This window comes from Microbacterium sp. NPDC055988 (assembly GCF_042269505.1).
GTDB lineage: Bacteria > Actinomycetota > Actinomycetes > Actinomycetales > Microbacteriaceae > Microbacterium.
On sequence record NZ_JBHJXY010000001.1, the window covers coordinates 566,472 to 581,709 of the forward strand.

14 protein-coding genes are annotated in these 15,238 nt (G+C 68.8%); 5 read left to right on the forward strand and 9 right to left on the reverse strand.

What is annotated here, in order from left to right:
• Nucleotides 1-9 precede the first annotated feature (9 nt).
• From cydC to ACFC14_RS02940, 5 genes are read right to left on the reverse strand one after another with little or no spacing between them, the layout of a single operon-like run.
• Entirely contained in the window at nt 10-1,701 is a 1,692-nt protein-coding gene (gene cydC / locus ACFC14_RS02920; protein WP_376101136.1) for a thiol reductant ABC exporter subunit CydC, read from the reverse strand.
• Nucleotides 1,698-3,365: a thiol reductant ABC exporter subunit CydD gene (cydD, locus tag ACFC14_RS02925; protein WP_376101137.1), complete on the reverse strand. Its 1,668-nt coding sequence runs from the start codon at nt 3,363-3,365 to the stop codon at nt 1,698-1,700. Before cydD ends, cydC begins: the two co-directional genes overlap by 4 nt.
• Nucleotides 3,362-4,390, reverse strand: coding sequence for a cytochrome d ubiquinol oxidase subunit II (gene cydB / locus ACFC14_RS02930; RefSeq protein ID WP_376101138.1), 1,029 nt, complete (start codon nt 4,388-4,390; stop codon nt 3,362-3,364). Before cydB ends, cydD begins: the two co-directional genes overlap by 4 nt.
• A gap of 14 nt (nt 4,391-4,404) precedes the next feature.
• Entirely contained in the window at nt 4,405-5,820 is a 1,416-nt protein-coding gene (locus ACFC14_RS02935; RefSeq protein WP_376101139.1) for a cytochrome ubiquinol oxidase subunit I, read from the reverse strand.
• Nucleotides 5,807-6,523 carry an ArsR family transcriptional regulator gene (locus ACFC14_RS02940; protein WP_376101140.1) on the reverse strand — a complete coding sequence of 239 codons (717 nt, stop codon included), beginning with the start codon at nt 6,521-6,523 and terminating at the stop codon, nt 5,807-5,809. The genes ACFC14_RS02935 and ACFC14_RS02940 overlap by 14 nt, the downstream gene beginning before the upstream one ends.
• 100 nt (nt 6,524-6,623) lie before the next feature.
• On the opposite strand from ACFC14_RS02940, the gene radA reads away from it, so the two are divergent.
• Entirely contained in the window at nt 6,624-7,991 is a 1,368-nt protein-coding gene (gene radA / locus ACFC14_RS02945) for a DNA repair protein RadA (RefSeq protein WP_376101141.1), read from the forward strand.
• Between the two features lie 34 nt (nt 7,992-8,025).
• Here the strand turns inward: radA and ACFC14_RS02950 are convergent, their stop codons facing one another.
• The 4 genes from ACFC14_RS02950 to ACFC14_RS02965 form a co-directional block, all read right to left on the reverse strand.
• Nucleotides 8,026-8,436, reverse strand: coding sequence for a dehydrogenase (locus tag ACFC14_RS02950; protein WP_376101142.1), 411 nt, complete (start codon nt 8,434-8,436; stop codon nt 8,026-8,028).
• Nucleotides 8,437-8,790: 354 nt separating this feature from the next.
• Entirely contained in the window at nt 8,791-9,432 is a 642-nt protein-coding gene (locus ACFC14_RS02955) for a hypothetical protein (RefSeq protein ID WP_376101143.1), read from the reverse strand.
• Between the two features lie 66 nt (nt 9,433-9,498).
• Nucleotides 9,499-9,999 carry an amino-acid N-acetyltransferase gene (locus tag ACFC14_RS02960; protein WP_029262444.1) on the reverse strand — a complete coding sequence of 167 codons (501 nt, stop codon included), beginning with the start codon at nt 9,997-9,999 and terminating at the stop codon, nt 9,499-9,501.
• A 223-nt stretch (nt 10,000-10,222) separates the two neighbouring features.
• Nucleotides 10,223-12,754, reverse strand: coding sequence for an ATP-dependent Clp protease ATP-binding subunit (locus ACFC14_RS02965; RefSeq protein ID WP_376101144.1), 2,532 nt, complete (start codon nt 12,752-12,754; stop codon nt 10,223-10,225).
• A gap of 176 nt (nt 12,755-12,930) precedes the next feature.
• Here ACFC14_RS02965 and ACFC14_RS02970 point away from each other — a divergent pair, with 176 nt between their 5' ends.
• The 4 genes from ACFC14_RS02970 to ACFC14_RS02985 are packed head-to-tail and all read left to right on the forward strand — an operon-like array spanning nt 12,931 to nt 15,207.
• Complete coding sequence (locus tag ACFC14_RS02970; protein WP_376101145.1) at nt 12,931-13,554, forward strand: hypothetical protein; 624 nt, start codon at nt 12,931-12,933, stop codon at nt 13,552-13,554.
• A complete protein-coding gene (locus ACFC14_RS02975; RefSeq protein ID WP_376101146.1) occupies nt 13,554-14,201 on the forward strand; it encodes a hypothetical protein in 648 nt (215 codons plus the stop codon). Before ACFC14_RS02970 ends, ACFC14_RS02975 begins: the two co-directional genes overlap by 1 nt.
• On the forward strand, nt 14,201-14,974 hold the full coding sequence (locus ACFC14_RS02980) for a hypothetical protein (protein ID WP_376101147.1): 774 nt from the start codon (nt 14,201-14,203) through the stop codon (nt 14,972-14,974). The genes ACFC14_RS02975 and ACFC14_RS02980 overlap by 1 nt, the downstream gene beginning before the upstream one ends.
• Nucleotides 14,971-15,207 (forward strand): helix-turn-helix domain-containing protein, encoded by a 237-nt coding sequence (locus tag ACFC14_RS02985; protein ID WP_376101148.1) that lies wholly within the window; start codon nt 14,971-14,973, stop codon nt 15,205-15,207. Before ACFC14_RS02980 ends, ACFC14_RS02985 begins: the two co-directional genes overlap by 4 nt.
• Nucleotides 15,208-15,238 lie beyond the last annotated feature (31 nt).

Here is a 15,238-nt window from a genome sequence, read left to right on the forward strand (position 1 = left end):
GAACGCGCCTCAGCGCGTGCGCCCTCCGTCGAGCCGCACCACGCGGTCGACCGTTCCTGCGGGCGGCGTCACGTGCGAGATGAGCAGCACCGGCTGCTCCCCCGCAGCCTCGAGCAGGTCGCGCAGCAGGGCGTCCGACGCGTCGGGGTCCACGCCCGCCGTCGGCTCATCGAGCACCAGCACGGGGAACCCGCGCAGCAGGGCGCGGGCGAGGGCGATGCGCTGCGCCTGGCCACCCGACACGAGCGCGCCCCGGTCGCCGACCCTCGCATCGAGGCCACCGCGCTCCCGGACCCACTCCCCGAGGCCGACCCGGTCGAGCACGGCGTACAGCTCGTCGTCGGTCGCCGTGTCGCGGGCGAAGAGCAGGTTCTGGCGGATGTCCTCATCGAACAGCTGGGGACTCTGCTCGCACAGGCCGATCACGCGTCGCAGCGCCGGCCCGGACAGCCCCGCCGCATCCCGCCCATCGAGCAGGTAGTCGCCCTCCACGCGGAGGAAGCCGACGAGGGCAGCCGCGAGCGAGCTCTTCCCCGCCCCGCTCGGTCCCGCCACCAGCACCCTCTCGCCCGGCTCCAGATCGAGGTCGACACCCGTCAGCGCGGGAGCACCACCGGGCCAGTTCGCACGGACCCCGCGCATCCGGATCGTCGGCGTGCCGTCGAGCTCGATATCGTCGCCGGCATCGGGTCGGAGCTCGTCCGGCATCCGCTCCGGCAGCGCGTCGACGATGCGTTCCGCGCTCGAACGGACGCTCCGCCAGGATGCCGCAGCCACCGGAACCGCGCCGAAGATCTCGAACACCACCATCGGCACGAGAACCGCCACGGCCAGCCACGGTCCGTCGATCGAGCCGTCGGCGAGCCCGGGTGCAGCGGCGGCGAGTGCCCACACGGATGCCGCCCCGGCGATCGCGGACACGACGCCCGCCGCGATGGCCTGAGCGAGCGAAGCACGGTCGACGACGCGTCGCAGGCCCGCGTCGGCCGCCGCGATCCGCTCGCGTGCCCGCGCCTCGGCACCGTAGGCCAAGAGCACATCCAGGCTGCCGAAGTAGTCGACGAGCGCACCCGAGAGCTCGGCCCGTCGCACGGACACGAGGGCTTCGGCACGCGAGCCGAACACCCAGCCGAGTCCGATCGCCGCGGCCGCCGCGATCAACAGGCACACCGCCAGCGTGAGGGCCGCCGGCGGAGAGACGAACGCGATGAAACCGACCGCCCCGACCGCCACGAGCGCGGCGACCCCGAGTGGCTGCGCCACGCGCAGGGGCAGGTTCTGCAGGTTCTCGACGTCGTCGACGAGCGCGGTGAGCATCTGTCCGCGATCCATCGTGCCGAGACCGGCCGGAGAGAGCGGGGTCAGTCGCCGCACCATGTCGGCTCGTGTCGAGGCGAGCTGTCGCAGCGCCGCATCGTGTCCGCTGAGACGCTCCAGGTAGCGGGTGACCGCGCGCGACACCGCGAAGAAGCGCACGCCGACGACCGCGATCGACAGCGGCACGAGCGAGTCGACGATGGAGGCGCTCACGATCAGCCAGCCACTCACCGCCAGCAGGCTCACCGCGGCGGCGGCCGACAGCACGCCCCAGACCAGTCCGGGAAGGAAGCGTGCGATCGGCGGCTGCGCGAGCTTCAGGACATCACGGATCCGGTCGCTGCGCGAGTGCAGGGCGTCTGGTTCAGGGCGGCGCGCGGTCATGCGTTCACCCCCAGCGCCACCACGTGGTCGGCGATCTCCCGCGCTGTGCGACGGTGCGAGACCAGGAGGATCGTCGCCCCGGCATCCGCTCGCGCGCGCAGCGACCGCCAGAGCCGGGCCTCGGTCTCGGGGTCGAGAGCACTCGAAGGCTCGTCGAGCGCGAGCACCCGGCGCGGGTCGGAGGCCTGGCGATACAGAGCCCGGGCGACCGCGACCCGCTGCGCCTGACCTCCCGACAGGCCGCTGCCCTGTACGCCGAGCTCGAGGGCGGGGTCGATGCCCTCGGCGCACGCGACGTCGAGGGTCTCGCGGATGCGGTCGGCATCCGGGACCGGATCGCCGAGGGCAATGTTCTCCGCCACGGTCCCCCGCATCAGCCCCGGAGTCTGTCCGGCCCAGGCGAGCCACGCCGCCGGGGAGAGCCCGCGGATGTCGTGCCCGTCGAAAGCGGCCGCGCCGCCGAAGTCGGCCGCGCCACGAAGCGCCGCGAGCAGCGACGACTTCCCCGCCCCGCTCGGTCCCTCGATCAGGGTGATCGTTCCCGGCTCGGCCGCGAACGACACGGGCGGCAGCTCCCGCACGCGCAGCCCGTCGACCACGAGGGCGCCTGCACCCCCCGCACCCGCCGGTCCCACTTGCAGGATCGATTCACGGATGCCGGGCGCATCGCCGGCGAGTCCTCCTGCATCCGTGGAAACGTCCTGCATCTGTACCCGAGCCCGCGCCGCGTCGAGCACCTCGAACACATCCTCGGTCGCCGCGACCCCCTCGGCGGCCGCGTGGAACTGCACCCCCACCTGTCGGATCGGCAGGAACGCCTCGGGCGCGAGCAGCAGCACGAACAGCCCCACCTCGAGCGTCAGATCGCCTGACAGCAGCCGGAACCCGACCGACACCGCGATCAGCGCGACCGCGAGCGAAGCCAGCAGTTCCATCGCGAAGCCGGACAGGAAGGAGAACCGCAGCACCTTCATGGTCTCGCGGCGGTACTCGTCGGCGGTGACCTCGATGCGGTCGGCCGCACGCCGGTCCCGGCCGAACAGCCGCAGGGTCGACAGTCCCTGCACCGTGTCGGCGAAGCGCGCGGCGAGACGCTGCAGCGTCTGCCACTGCCGCGTCTGCACGGTCCGGGTCGCCATCCCGATCAGGATGAGGAACAGCGGGATGAGCGGCAGGGTGATGATCGCGGTGAGCCCGCTCGGCCAGTCCTGCCACCACATCACCGCGACGAGCACCGGCGTCGCGATCACGGTCAGCACGAGCTGCGGGATGTAGCGCGCGAAGTACGCGTCGAGGGCTTCCAGTCCGTGCCCGGCGGTCACGGCGAGCGCGGTCTGGTTCCGCTGCGCGAGCCAGCCTGGTCCCAACCGGCCGACCGCGGAGATCAGGGCAGTGCGCAACTGCATCCCGGTCTTCGCCGCCGCACGCGTGCCCGCGGCATCCGATGCGGCGATCAGCAGTCCGCGCAGCAGTGCCGTGAGCAGCAGCCAGAGCAGGGATGCCGTGACGTCGCGTCCCGCGATCGCCCCGGTGACGGCATCCGTCAACAGCCACGCGAAGACGATCACGACCGCGGTCTGGACGACGCCGATCAGCGCGGATGCCGCGAGGAACCCCCTCGCGGCACCCGCGTAGCGCAGCAGTCTCGGGTCGACGGGTTTCACGCGTGCGCCGGAGCCCCCTCGATGGACTTGCGAGTGACGCGCTTGCGGAACACCCAGTACGTCCACGCCTGGTAGGCGAGCACGAGCGGCATCGCGATCAGGGCGGTCCAGCTCATGATCTGCAGCGTGTACGGAGTGCTGGAGGCGTTGGCGATCGTGAGGCTGTAGGCCGGGTCGATCGTCGACGGCATCACGAACGGGAAGAGCGCGCAGAACAGCATGACCACGGCGAACAGCACCGTGAGCATCCCGGAGAAGAACGCCCAGCCGTCACGCCGGACGAGCGAGAACCCGACGGCCGCGATGAGGCTGACCGCGGCGAGCGCGCCCGCACCGATGACGAGCCAGAGCAGCGGAGCCTCGCGCCCCATCGCGATCGCGACGGTCCAGATCACGGTGGCCGCCGCGACGAGGATCGTCGGGATGGCTGCCCTCTTCGCGAGGCGCCGCGCATCCTCGTGCACCTGACCGTCGGTCTTGAGTGCGACGAACAGCACGCCGTGAAGGAAGAACAGCAGCAGCGTGGTGACGCCGACCAGCAGCGCGTACGGGTTGAGCAGCGCGAAGAAGCCGCCGACGTAGATGTGGTTCTCGTCGATCGCCACGCCCTGCACGATGTTGCCGAACGCGACACCCCACAGCAGAGCCGGGACGACCGAGCCGATCACGATCATCCGGTCGAAGCCGGCCTTCCACTTCGCACTGTCGCGCTGGTGACGGTATTCGAACGAGACGCCCCGCAGGATCAGCGCGAGCAGGATCAGCAGCAGCGGCAGGTAGAAGCCGCTGAACAGCGTGGCGTACCACTCGGGGAACGACGCGAACAGCACGGCGCCGGCGACGATGACCCAGGTCTCGTTGAGATCCCAGACCGGACCGATCGTGTTGATGACCTGTCGGCGCGAGACGTCGTCCTTGCCGAGGAACGGCAGTGACATGCCGACGCCGAAGTCGAACCCGTCGAGCACGAAGTAGCCCACGAAGAAGAAGGCGACGATGAAGAACCAGAGTGTTGCGAGATCCATGATGCTCCTCCCTCTCAGTAGACGACCGACGGCAGCTGGGCCGTCTCCTCGTGCGGTTGCTCGTCGGTGTCCGGTCCCTTCTGCGCGGCCCGGATGATGAGGCGGATCTCGACGACGGCCAGCGCCGCGTAGATCGCCGTGAACGAGATCAGTGAGATCAGCACCTCGAGGCCGCTGACGCCGGGCGAGACACCGTCCTGGGTGGTCATCAACCCGAACACGATCCAGGGCTGTCTGCCCATCTCGGTGAAGACCCAGCCCATGATGTTGGCGGCCAGCGCGAGCGGGAAGGACCAGATCGCGAGCTTCCACATCCACTGCGCCGGAGGCTTCTTGGCACCCTTGCGGGTGAGCCACAGGCCGACGACCGCGACGAGCGCGGCGGCGATGCCCAGGCCGATCATCCAGCGGAACGCCCAGTACGTGATCCACAGGATCGGGGCGAAGTCCTCGAGACCCGTGGCGGCGTACGTCTGGGCATACTCGGCGTTCAGGTCGTTGATGCCGTGCACGCACGCGTCGAGCGTGTGCGTCGACAGCAGCGACAGCAGGTACGGCACCCGGATCGAGAACAGCTCGGAGCTGCCGTCGGGTGTGCCGAGGGTGAAGAGGCTGAAGGAGGCGTCCGGGCCGCAGACCGTGTTGAACGTCGCCTCCGCTGCCGCCATCTTCATCGGCTGCGCGGCATACATCGCGAGTCCCAGCTGGTCACCCGTGAGCACGACCCCGGCGGTGGAGACGATCATCGCCCACAGGCCGAACTTGAGCGAGATGCGCATGGTGTCGAAGTGCTGACCGCGCGAGAGGTGCCAGGCCGAGACCGAGATGACGACACCGGCCGCGAACATGAACGCGCCGAAGATCGTGTGCGGGAACGCGGCGAGCGCGACCGGGTTGGTCAGCAGCGCCCAGAAGCCGGTCAGCTCGGCGCGGTTGGTCGCCTCGTTGAACGTGTAGCCGACCGGGTTCTGCATGAACGCGTTGGCCGCGATGATGAAATACGCCGACAGGATGCTGCCGATCGAGACGCACCAGATCGTGGCGAGGTGCAGCTTCTGCGGGAGCTTGTCCCAACCGAAGATCCACAGTCCGATGAAGGTCGCCTCGAAGAAGAAGGCCAGCAGGCCCTCGAACGCGAGCGGGGCGCCGAACACGTCGCCGACGAAGCGGGAGTAGTCGGACCAGTTCATCCCGAACTGGAACTCCTGCACGATGCCGGTGACGACACCCATGGCGAAGTTGATCAGGAAGATCTTGCCGAAGAAGCGGGTCAGGTGCAGGTACTGCACCTTGCCGGTGCGCACCCAGGCGGTCTGGAAGATCGCGGCCACCAGGGCCATGCCGATCGTCAGCGGCACGAACAGGTAGTGATAGACGGTCGTCAGCCCGAATTGCCATCGGGCGAGAGCGAGCGGATCAAGCCATTCCATGCGCTACTCCTGTTCTGTGAGGCCGTTGCCCCGCGCCGTGACGCCGTAGCGTCGTTCCCTCTGCCGGCCGCGCCGTGGCGTCGCGCAGCTGGACGGTGCAGTCCGATGCGAGGACGGCGTCGTGGACGCACTCGGCTTCGAGTGGTCCGCCGGCCTCGTTCAGCACGCTCTGCATGAGTTCGAGGTGTACGCGGCACAGCATCGGGCGGTCCTCGGAACGACTGGCCGCGTGCGGGCACGGGCTGAGGTCGACGGTGAGGCTGCCGTCGTCGACCACGGGTTCGAAGCCGCTCTCCTCCAGGTGCTCCACCAACGCGTCGAGCTGATAGGTGGCCTCACGGCCGAGGTCGGACCCCGCGTCGGGGATCATGCTGCGCATCAGGTCTCCGCGGCGTGCGGCCGCCTTGGCCTTGTCGCGCGCCACCGGGCTGGACGCCCCCGGCGCGCCTGTGGCTGCCCGGTAGAGGGTGCGCGGTCGCCCTCGCGTCGTGCGGTGCTCGATGGTCGGGATCACGTGGCCGCCTTCGATCAGGCGCTGCAGGTGCTCACGGACGGTGTTGGGATGCAGATCCGTGGCTGCGCACAGTTCCGCGATCGTGAGTTCCGCGCGCCCCGTCGTGCTTCCCGCTTCGAAGAGCAGATGCAGGATCTGCACCCGGGAGTAGCTCGATATCGGCCCGCAGACGGACCCGCCGTTGGCCATGATCCCAGTATCCCGTGATACCGGCTGGTTTCACCTCTACCCGGCCGTGAATAAACACCTGGTCGATAGGGATGTCCGATCCCGGCGATAGCCTGGGGGCATGGCCACCCGTAAACCCGCTCCCCCCGCCTATGTGTGCACGGAATGCGGGTGGACCACTGCGAAGTGGGTCGGCCGCTGCGGCGAATGCCAGCAGTGGGGCACCGTGCAGGAACAGGCGGCGCAGACCGGCATCCTCCGACGCGTGGGGCCCGTCGCTCCGACAGCGGATCGCGCTGCGCGACCGATCACCCAGATCACGACGCAGGATGCTCCGCGGCGCTCGAGCGGTGTCGGCGAGTTCGACCGGGTGCTCGGTGGCGGGATCGTTCCCGGAGCCGCCATCCTGCTCAGCGGCGAGCCGGGCGTCGGCAAATCGACCCTGCTGCTCGAGGTCGCGGCGCAGGCGGCCCGTGGCGGGCGCCGCGTCCTCTACGCGAGCGCCGAGGAGTCTCCGGGTCAGGTGCGGCTTCGCGCCGAACGCACCGGCGCCCTGCACGACGAGCTGTACCTGGCGAGCGAGACCGACCTGGCGACGATCCTCGGCCACATCGACGAGGTGAAGCCGCAGCTCGTCATCGTCGACTCGGTGCAGACCGTCTCGTCGTCGCTGATCGACGGCGCCGCCGGGCAGCCGAGTCAGGTGCGCGAGGTCGCGGCGACCCTGATCCGCATCGCGAAGGATCGCGATCTACCGATCATCATCGTGGGTCACGTGACGAAAGACGGCCAGGTCGCCGGCCCCCGCGTGCTCGAGCACCTGGTCGACGTGGTGTGCCACTTCGAGGGAGACCGGCAGACGTCGCTGCGCTTCATCCGCGCGCTCAAGAACCGCTTCGGCCCGACCGACGAGGTCGGCTGCTTCGAGATGACGGGCGATGGGATCGCTGAGGTCCCCGACCCCTCGGGCCTCTTCCTCTCGCAGGGAGCCACCGAACCGGGCACCTGCGTGGCGATCTCGCTCGAGGGGCGTCGCGCGCTGCCGGTCGAGGTGCAGGCACTCACCGTTCCGAGCAACGCCCCCAACCCCCGCCGCATCGTGCACGGGGTCGACTCCTCCCGCGTGGCCATGGTGCTGGCCATTCTCGAGCGGCGCGCGAACATCAAGACGAGCACCCTCGACGTCTACGTGTCGACGGTGGGCGGCGTGCGCTTCACCGAACCGGCCGCCGACCTCGCGATCGCCATCGCGGTGGCCGGCTCGATTCAGCAGATCTCGGTGCCGCGCACCGTCGCCGCCGTGGGCGAGCTCAGCCTCGCGGGCGAGATCCGTCCGGTCACCCAGGCGGCGCAGCGTCGATCAGAGGCCGCCCGACTCGGCTACGACCAGGTCGTCGACGACCGGTCGAAGACCCTGCGCGCCGCGCTCGGAGATGTGCGCGCACGCAACACATCGCGCCGTTCCGATCGCGACATCCCGCCGTTCTGATCGATCCTTCGATCAGTACCCGTGTCGGAGTGCGTCAGGCGTCGAGCGCCTTGAGCAGCTCGGCCGGGTCCGCCTGCATCGGGTGCGGGCCCGCGATGTCGAGGAACACGGTCGTGATCGGGTGCGCCGCCAGGAATCGTCGCAGCCAGTCGGCCGAGTAGATGCCCACGCCGGGCGGGAGGTTGGCCGGCTTGTTCTTCGCGTCGCTGAACAGCAGCAGCGCGAGGTCGCCGGTGTTCGCGTCGCGGTAGGTCCACACCTCGCCACTGTCGAGCGGATTGTCACGGGCTCCCGGCTTGATCAGCGGCACGACCGTGGTGCCGTTGCGGAGGGCGAGGGCGACCGCTGCGACGTCCTGCTTCTCGAGGGCCAGAGCCAAAGCCTCCGACCGGAAGTCTTCGGGGGCGGGCTTCTTCTTCCCGGGTTTCGCCTTCTTCGCTGCCATGCATCCAGCTTAGGCAGGCGCCGAGGCGCCGCGCGCGGAATCAGCGGCGGAGACGATTGGGGCCCTCTCGAGTCCTCCATTGGGGACTGGGGTACTCGAGAGGGCCCTCGGACTCTCGGAGCGGCGGTGTCGAAGCGCTGGGGACGCTGTAGTTCGACGCCACTGGGGATGGCATGATGCCGCATGATGCGGAGAGTCACCTCAATGGTATCCCAAAGATCCGCACCTGTCTGCCTCAGACGGCCAACGTTCACCAGGTCGCGTCTTTCCGCACGGGAAACCGCTCAGTGCGACGCATTTCGAAGGCGCCGCGGGCCGATCGCTTCGAACTGCGAACGACGGATTCCGTGCAGGTCAGTAGAGGAGGATCTGCGTGGTCGTCACGCTCGTGAACCCGCCGATCGACACCTCGACGTGGTACGAGGCTCCCCCGCCGGGAGCGCGCTGGCGGTTCTCCTGGTCACAGGTCTCGACGCTGGAGCGGGTGCGGTCCCAGGTGACCGGATCCTTGCTGGTGACCGTCGTGCCGGCGGTGAGCGTGGCGATCATGCTGCTCGGGTTCTCCTGACAGTCCGTGGACCGCCACCAGACGTCGGCACCGCTGGAGATCGTGAAGACCTGGGTCGTCGAGCCCACGTCGAGCGTGCAGTCCTCCGTCCCCTTGTTGGTCAGCGAGATGGAGAGCTTCGGCAGGACACCCGCCGCATAGGTCTCCGCGTCGGTGACGGCTGCGACCTCGACGTCGTTCGCCTCGCACGCCACGATCGCCGGCGTCTGCTCGGCGGAAGGGCTCGGCGACGGCGACTCGGAATCGGTCGGAGTCGTCGTGGGCGTCTCCGACGACGAGGATGTCGGCTTCGGAGAGGCATCCGCAGCGGCCCAGGGCTTCGCGATCAGGAGCCAGATTCCGACGCCGATGGCAGCGACGAGCAGAATGAGCCCGATCACCACGACCAGTCGCCGACGACGATAGACGGCAGCGGAACGACGGGGCATGGTTCCAGGTTAAGCGATCCTGCCCGTGCAGCCCGGGAGGCCGCGGCGGCGGTCTGCCATGCGCCCTCAGAGCACCTTGAGCATGCGCGTGTTGCCGAGCGTGTTCGGCTTGACGTGTGCGAGATCGAGGAACTCCTCGACACCCGCGTCGCCGCTGCGCAGCAGCTGGGAGTAGACGTCGGGGTCGACGACCTGTTCGCCGATCGGCGTGAAACCGCGGCGGCTGAAGAACTCGACCTCGAACGTGAGGCAGAACAGGCGCGACAGCCCGAGCGTGCGTGCGTTCTCCTCGAGCCGGTCGACGATGGCCCGTCCGACACCGTGGTGGAGCCAGTCGTCCTGCACGAGCAGGGTGCGGACCTCGCCGAGGTCCTCCCAGAACACATGCAGCGCGCCGCATCCGATCAGCACGCCATCGGCCTCGGCGACGACGAACTCCTGCACGGCGCCGTAGAGCACCGCCAGATCTTTGCCGAGCAGGATGCGCTGCTCGACGAGGGGCTGCAGCAGGTTGCGGATGCCGACGATGTCAGCGCTGCGCGCCGGTCGGACGATGTACTCGCTCACGCATCCACCCTAGAACCCGCGACTCCGAGCCGTTCCCAGATGCGGCCCAGTTTCGGAGATCCTCCCCGCGCGACACAACTTCGGAGATCCGCGACGACACGCCGGGACCCCGCGCTGGAAGACGGCGCGGCGTGCGCGATCTCCGAAGTTGTGCCCTCCTGTGCCGGACACAGGAAAGGGGCGGATGCCACAGCATCCGCCCCTTTCGTGATTCAGCCGGAGATCACTCCCCGCTGGCGACCGCCAGGTCGGGGGTGCCGGCGATCGCGCCGCCGCCGGTGTTGACGCCGACCGCGACCTTCTCGCCGCGCGGGCCGTGCTCGAACAGGAACTCCCCGTCCTTCGCATCGACCTTCACGTGGTCACCGGAGTTGAGCTCGCCGTGCAGGATCTTCTCCGACAGACGGTCCTCGACCTCGTGCTGCATCGCGCGACGCAGCGGTCGGGCGCCGAGCGCCGGGTCGAAGCCGATCTCGATGAGACGCTCCTTGGCGGCCTGGGACAGCTCGATCGTCATGTCGCGGTCCAGCAGACGCTCGCCGAGGCGCTTGGTGAACAGATCGACGATCTGCACCAGCTCGCTCTTCGACAGCTGCGGGAACACGATGATGTCGTCGACGCGGTTGAGGAACTCGGGCTTGAAGTGCCGCTTGAGCTCTTCGTTCACCTTGCCCTTCATCCGGTCGTAGCTGGTCGAGTCGTTGCCCTCGATCTGGAAGCCGACGGGACCACCCGCGATGTCGCGTGCACCGAGGTTGGTGGTCATGATGATGACCGTGTTCTTGAAGTCCACGATCCGACCCTGGCCGTCGGTGAGCCGACCCTCTTCGAGGATCTGCAGCAGCGAGTTGAAGATGTCGGGGTGGGCCTTCTCGATCTCGTCGAACAGCACCACGCTGAACGGCTTGCGGCGCACCTTCTCGGTGAGCTGGCCACCCTCTTCGAATCCGACGAATCCGGGAGGGGCACCGAACAGACGCGAGACGGTGTGCTTCTCACCGAACTCGCTCATGTCGAGGGAGATGAGGGCTGCCTCGTCGTCGAACAGGAACTCGGCGAGGGCCTTGGCGAGCTCGGTCTTTCCGACACCCGTGGGTCCGGCGAAGATGAACGAGCCCGAGGGGCGCTTCGGGTCCTTGAGACCGGCACGCTGGCGACGGATCGTCTTGGAGAGGGCGGCGATCGCCTCTTCCTGACCGATGACGCGCTGGTGCAGAGCCTTCTCCATGAAGACGAGTCGGCTGGACTCCTCTTCCGTGAGCTTGAAGACGGGGATGCCGGTGGCCTGTGCGAGCACCTCGGCGATCAGACCCTCGTCGACGACCGCGGAGGTCGCGACGTCGCCCGCACGCCACTGCTTCTCGAGACGCAGACGCTCGGCGAGCAGGCTCTTCTCCTCATCGCGGAGGGAGGCGGCCTTCTCGAAGTCCTGCTCCTCGGAGGCGATCTCCTTCTGCTCGCGCACGGCGGCGATCTTCTCGTCGAACTCGCGCAGCTCGGGCGGGCTCGACAGGATCGACAGACGCAGGCGTGCGCCGGCCTCGTCGATCAGGTCGATGGCCTTGTCCGGGAGGAACCGGTCGGAGACGTAGCGGTCGGCGAGGTTCGCCGCGGCCACGATGGCGCCGTCGGTGATCTGCACCTTGTGGTGCGCCTCGTAGCGGTCGCGCAGTCCCTTGAGGATGTTGATCGCGTGCGGCAGCGTCGGCTCGTTGACCTGCACCGGCTGGAAGCGGCGCTCGAGCGCGGCATCCTTCTCGAAGTGCTTGCGGTACTCGTCGAGCGTGGTGGCACCGATCGTCTGCAGCTCACCACGGGCGAGCAGCGGCTTCAGGATGCTCGCCGCGTCGATCGCGCCCTCGGCGGCACCCGCGCCCACGAGGGTGTGGATCTCGTCGATGAAGACGATGATGTCGCCGCGCGTGCGGATCTCCTTGGTGACCTTCTTCAGGCGCTCCTCGAAGTCACCGCGGTAGCGGGAACCGGCGATGAGCGAGCCGAGGTCGAGCGAGTAGAGCTGCTTGTCCTTCAGCGTCTCGGGCACATCGCCCTTGACGATCGCCTGGGCCAGGCCCTCGACGACGGCGGTCTTGCCGACGCCGGGCTCGCCGATCAGGACGGGGTTGTTCTTGGAACGGCGGGAGAGGATCTGCATGACCCGCTCCGCCTCCTTCTCGCGCCCGATCACCGGGTCGAGCTTGTTGTCGCGCGCGGCCTGGGTGAGGTTGCGACCGAACTGGTCGAGCACCGCGGAACCACCCTGGGCTCCGGCCGGCGAGTCGTTGGTCTGCGCGCCGACGGATGCCGGCTCGCGGCCAGGGGCTCCGGAGAGCAGCTGGATGACCTGCTGGCGGACCTTGTTGAGGTCGGCGCCGAGCTTGACGAGCACCTGGGCGGCGACGCCCTCACCCTCGCGGATGAGGCCGAGCAGGATGTGCTCGGTGCCGATGTAGTTGTGACCGAGCTGCAGAGCCTCGCGGAGGCTGAGCTCGAGCACCTTCTTGGCGCGCGGCGTGAACGGGATGTGCCCGGTCGGCTGCTGCTGGCCCTGGCCGATGATGTCCTGCACCTGCTCGCGCACGGCGTCGAGGGAGATGCCGAGGCTCTCGAGGGCCTTGGCAGCGACGCCTTCACCCTCGTGGATGAGGCCGAGCAGGATGTGCTCGGTCCCGATGTAGTTGTGGTTGAGCATCTTCGCCTCTTCTTGGGCGAGGACGACCACTCGACGGGCTCGGTCCGTGAATCTCTCGAACATGCTGTGACTCCTTATTCGCACGGGGCGAAGACGCGTGAAGCGCTTGTACATCGAGAGTAACCACCGCGCAGGGCCGGTATGCCCGTGTTCGCCGTGGGCATACCGGGGGTTGACCGAGTTATCGACAGTCGTTATGTTAACGACTGTCGATAACAACCGAACCCCAGGAGGCAGCGATGCTCACCAGAGAAGGACGCCCCTCACTCGCCGACGGGATCGCCCTCGGACTCATCGCCACCGGCGCGGTCAGCGTCGGGATCGGCGCGATCGTCGCCGTCACCTCCGCCGCCTCCGAGATCTTCGGCACGACGCCGACGGTGTCGATGCCCGTGCACGACGTCGACCTGACCGCGCTGGATGATGTCGCCGGTGTGAGCGCGGCGACGGTCGACACCGCACTCGTCACCGTGCCGGCCATGCCCACCGGCGCCCGCTGGATGCTGCTCCTCGAGACGCTGCTCCCCGCCCTCGCGACCGTGGCGCTGTGCGCCGGCGTCTGGTGGCTCGGCGTCTCCCTCATCCGCTCGCGTCCGTTCCGCGCATCGCTCGGCTGGATGTTCGCGGTCGCTTCCATCCTGATGATCGCCGGCTCGCTGTTCGGACAGTTCGCGGGAGGCATCGGCCGGGCCATGATCGTGCAGGACCTCGCGAACACCGACCCGCAAGTCGAGGATGTGCTGTGGACGCTCCTCGTACAGTTCGACCTGGCGCCGGTGGGCTGGGCGTTCGCCCTCGCCCTCGTGGCCGGTCTGTTCGAGATCGGGCGCAGACTGCAGCGCGAAACGGAAGGACTGGTCTGATGCTCGCGACGAACACGACCAGCAGGGCCACCCGATCGGAGACGGCGGACGCCATCACCGTGATCCTCTACGCCGCCGTGGCGCTGGTCACGGTCGCGTTCGCCACGATCCTCCGCGTCGCGCGCACGTTCCGCGAGACCGGGATCGCCTGGACGATCCCCATCGACCAGCAGCCGATCTCGGCGACGGCCGACTCCGGCGCCATCTCCATCGAGGGGTTCGCCGATGAGGCGATGGTCATCGCGAGTGGCGTGGACGCGGTGTCGATCGTCGCGATCATCGCCGCCATCGCGCTGTGGGCGCTCGCGGCGCTCCTGGTCATCGCCAGCGTGACCCTGGTCGCCTGGAACTTCCTGCGCGGCCGGTTCTTCGTCCGCGCGAACGTGCGGGCGTTCAACGTCATCGGATGGACGCTCGTGGGAGCACCGATCCTGATCGTGATCCTGGAGACGATGGGACGCAACGGCGTGACCGCCGCCCTCGGCCTCGGCGAGGGGGAGCCCGTGCATCCGATCGAGTTCTGGACGATCGCGCCGTTCTTCGCCACCGGGGTGACCGTCGGCCTGGTCGCCGTCGCATTCCGCCGCGGCATCCGCCTGCAGCACGAGAAGTCGGCGCTCGAGAAGGAGACGGAGGGACTCGTCTGATGCTCACCTTCGGATCGGATGAGCTCGGGCAGTCCCTGCTCTACATCGGCATCGGTCTCGGCGTGATCGCCCTGATCGTCGCGGTCGTCGTGTGGAACAGTCGCCGCCGCGGGAGCCGGACGGTCGCGCTCGATGCCGCCCTCACCCTCTCCGCGTGGTGGATCCTGCTCGGGATCGTAGGCGCGGTGATCGTCATCGTGAAAGCATTCACGGTCGACTGGGCCGAGCTCGACGGGCAGACGTACGTCTACCTGGACTGGCCGGCGAACCTTCCCTGCTCCGAATTCGGCGACAGCGGCACGACGATGCTCAGCTGCCGGGGCGAGAGCCTCTCGGAGTTCACCGTCGGGAACGCCTCGCTCGGGCTCCGGCTGCTCGCCGCGGCGGCCCAGCTGAGCACGCTCGCTCTGACGACCATGCCTGCCGTGATCCTCGCGGTCATCTGCTTCCACACGCTGCGCGGGCGCGTGTTCTCGCGCACCGTCACGCGGGCTCTCGTGGGCGGTGCCATCGCGGTGCTCGTGTTCGGTGTCGCGGCCGACCTGCTGGGCGGGATCGCTGCGACCGCCGGGCTGCGCGAGGTGTTCCCGCCCGACAGCGAGTGGTACCCCGCGGCCTATCAGCTCACCGTCACCCCTCTCCCCTTCGGGGCCGCGCTCGCGCTCGTCGCTCTCGCCGCAGTCTTCCGCCAGGGCATGCGCCTCGAACAGGACCGGGCTCGCCTGCAGCAGGAGACCGAGCGCCTGCAGAAGGACACGGAGGGCTTGGTGTGACCCCGGCCGAGAGCGACGACGAGCTCACCGGCATCCACTGCCGGCTCGACGAGCTGCTCGCCGACCGCGGGATGACGCTGACCGAGCTGAGCGCCGCGGTAGGCGTGAGCATCGTGAACCTGTCGGTGCTGAAGAACGACCGCGCCCGCGCCATCCGCTATTCGACGCTGCGCGCGATCTGCGAGGCGCTCGACTGCTCCCCCGGCGACCTGCTGGTGCTCGCGCCGCGCTGAACGGGAACCCCGTTTCCGGTCGCAGTTCCTG

Bases quoted from the DNA above. Each gene is read 5' to 3' on its own strand.
- cydC (WP_376101136.1), bottom strand. From the start codon at position 1,701: ATGACCGCGCGCCGCCCTGAACCAGACGCCCTGCACTCGCGCAGCGAC.
- cydB (WP_376101138.1), bottom strand. From the start codon at position 4,390: ATGGATCTCGCAACACTCTGGTTCTTCATCGTCGCCTTCTTCTTCGTG.
- ACFC14_RS02935 (WP_376101139.1), bottom strand. From the start codon at position 5,820: ATGGAATGGCTTGATCCGCTCGCTCTCGCCCGATGGCAATTCGGGCTG.
- ACFC14_RS02940 (WP_376101140.1), bottom strand. From the start codon at position 6,523: ATGGCCAACGGCGGGTCCGTCTGCGGGCCGATATCGAGCTACTCCCGG.
- radA (WP_376101141.1), top strand. From the start codon at position 6,624: ATGGCCACCCGTAAACCCGCTCCCCCCGCCTATGTGTGCACGGAATGC.
- ACFC14_RS02950 (WP_376101142.1), bottom strand. From the start codon at position 8,436: ATGGCAGCGAAGAAGGCGAAACCCGGGAAGAAGAAGCCCGCCCCCGAA.
- ACFC14_RS02955 (WP_376101143.1), bottom strand. From the start codon at position 9,432: ATGCCCCGTCGTTCCGCTGCCGTCTATCGTCGTCGGCGACTGGTCGTG.
- ACFC14_RS02965 (WP_376101144.1), bottom strand. From the start codon at position 12,754: ATGTTCGAGAGATTCACGGACCGAGCCCGTCGAGTGGTCGTCCTCGCC.
- ACFC14_RS02970 (WP_376101145.1), top strand. From the start codon at position 12,931: ATGCTCACCAGAGAAGGACGCCCCTCACTCGCCGACGGGATCGCCCTC.
- ACFC14_RS02975 (WP_376101146.1), top strand. From the start codon at position 13,554: ATGCTCGCGACGAACACGACCAGCAGGGCCACCCGATCGGAGACGGCG.
- ACFC14_RS02980 (WP_376101147.1), top strand. From the start codon at position 14,201: ATGCTCACCTTCGGATCGGATGAGCTCGGGCAGTCCCTGCTCTACATC.